The 1,878-nt window shown below is 63.8% G+C and carries 1 protein-coding gene; it reads left to right on the plus strand.

The annotated features are described in order from the left end of the window. Positions 1-1,878, plus strand: a 1,878-nt coding sequence (locus tag AP234_RS00005) for a DNA-directed RNA polymerase subunit beta (RefSeq protein ID WP_083501642.1), incomplete at its 5' end; no start/stop codon positions are given.

The following is a 1,878-nucleotide window of genomic DNA, read 5'->3' on the forward strand; positions in this document are numbered from 1 at the left end:
GATGGGAGTTTCGCGGAGTCGCGGGTGCTGGCCCGGCGTAAGGGCGGGGAGTTCGAGGCGGTTCATCCGTCCGAGGTGGACTACATGGACGTGTCGCCGCGGCAGATGGTGTCGGTGGCGACCGCGATGATCCCGTTCCTGGAGCACGACGACGCCAACCGCGCGCTGATGGGCTCGAACATGCAGCGGCAGTCGGTGCCGCTGTTGAAGAGTCAGGCGCCGCTGGTCGGGACCGGGATGGAGTACCGCGCCGCGACCGATGCCGGGGATGTCATCACCGCGGAGAAGGCGGGGGTGGTGGAGGAGGTCTCGGCCGACTACATCACGGTCATGAACGACGATGGCACGCGGATCACCTACCGGGTGGCGAAGTTCAAGCGGTCCAACCAGGGCACGTGTTTCAACCAGAAGCCGATCGTGGCCGAGGGGGATCGGGTCGAGGTCGGTCAGGTCATCGCCGATGGGCCGTGCACCGAGAACGGTGAGATGGCGCTGGGGAAGAACCTGCTGGTGGCGTTCATGCCGTGGGAGGGCCACAACTACGAGGACGCGATCATCTTGTCGCAGCGTCTGGTGCAAGACGATGTGCTGTCCTCGATCCACATCGAAGAGCATGAGGTCGACGCGCGCGATACGAAGCTGGGTCCGGAAGAGATCACCCGTGACATTCCGAACGTGTCGGAGGAGGTGCTGTCGGATCTGGACGAGCGGGGCATCATCCGGATCGGCGCGGAGGTGGTGACGGGGGACATTCTGGTCGGCAAGGTCACTCCGAAGGGGGAGACGGAGCTGACGCCGGAGGAGCGGCTGCTGCGGGCGATCTTCGGGGAGAAGGCGCGTGAGGTGCGCGACACTTCGCTGAAGGTGCCGCATGGGGAGTCGGGCAAGGTCATCGGGGTTCGGGTGTTCTCCCGGGAGGAGGGCGATGAGCTGCCTCCGGGGGTGAATGAGCTGGTTCGTGTCTATGTGGCGCAGAAGCGGAAGATCACCGATGGGGACAAGCTGGCGGGCCGGCACGGGAACAAGGGTGTGATCTCGAAGATTCTGCCGGTGGAGGATATGCCGTTCTTGGAGGACGGTACGCCGGTGGACATCATTCTGAATCCGCTGGGGGTGCCCGGGCGGATGAATGTGGGTCAGGTGCTGGAGACGCATCTGGGCTGGATCGCCTCGCAGGGGTGGGATATCAGCGGGGTGGAGGAGGCCTGGGCCGAGCGGTTGCGGGACAAGGGGATCGCGCGGGTCGAGCCGAACACGAATGTGGCCACGCCGGTGTTCGATGGTGCCGAGGAGCATGAGATCGTCGGTCTGCTGCGGCATACGCTGGTGGATCGGGACGGGGATCGTCTGGTCGGGGACCATGGGAAGGCGCGGTTGTTCGATGGGCGCTCGGGTGAGCCGTTCCCGCATCCGATCTCGGTGGGGTACATCTACATTCTGAAGCTGCTGCATCTGGTCGATGACAAGATTCATGCGCGGTCGACGGGTCCGTACTCGATGATCACTCAGCAGCCGTTGGGGGGTAAGGCGCAGTTCGGTGGTCAGCGGTTCGGTGAGATGGAGGTGTGGGCTCTTGAGGCCTATGGTGCGGCGTATGCGCTGCAGGAGCTGCTGACGATCAAGTCGGATGATGTCGTGGGCCGGGTGAAGGTCTATGAGGCGATCGTCAAGGGCGAGAACATTCCCGAGGCGGGTATTCCCGAGTCCTTCAAGGTCCTTATCAAGGAGATGCAGTCGTTGTGTCTCAATGTCGAGGTCCTGTCCAGCGACGGTATGTCGATCGAGATGAGGGACACCGACGAGGACGTCTTCCGCGCTGCCGAGGAACTCGGCATCGACCTGTCCCGGCGTGAGCCGAGCAGCGTCGAAGAGGTCTGA

Source organism: Sphaerimonospora mesophila (assembly GCF_001417795.1).
Classification (GTDB): domain Bacteria; phylum Actinomycetota; class Actinomycetes; order Streptosporangiales; family Streptosporangiaceae; genus Sphaerimonospora; species Sphaerimonospora mesophila.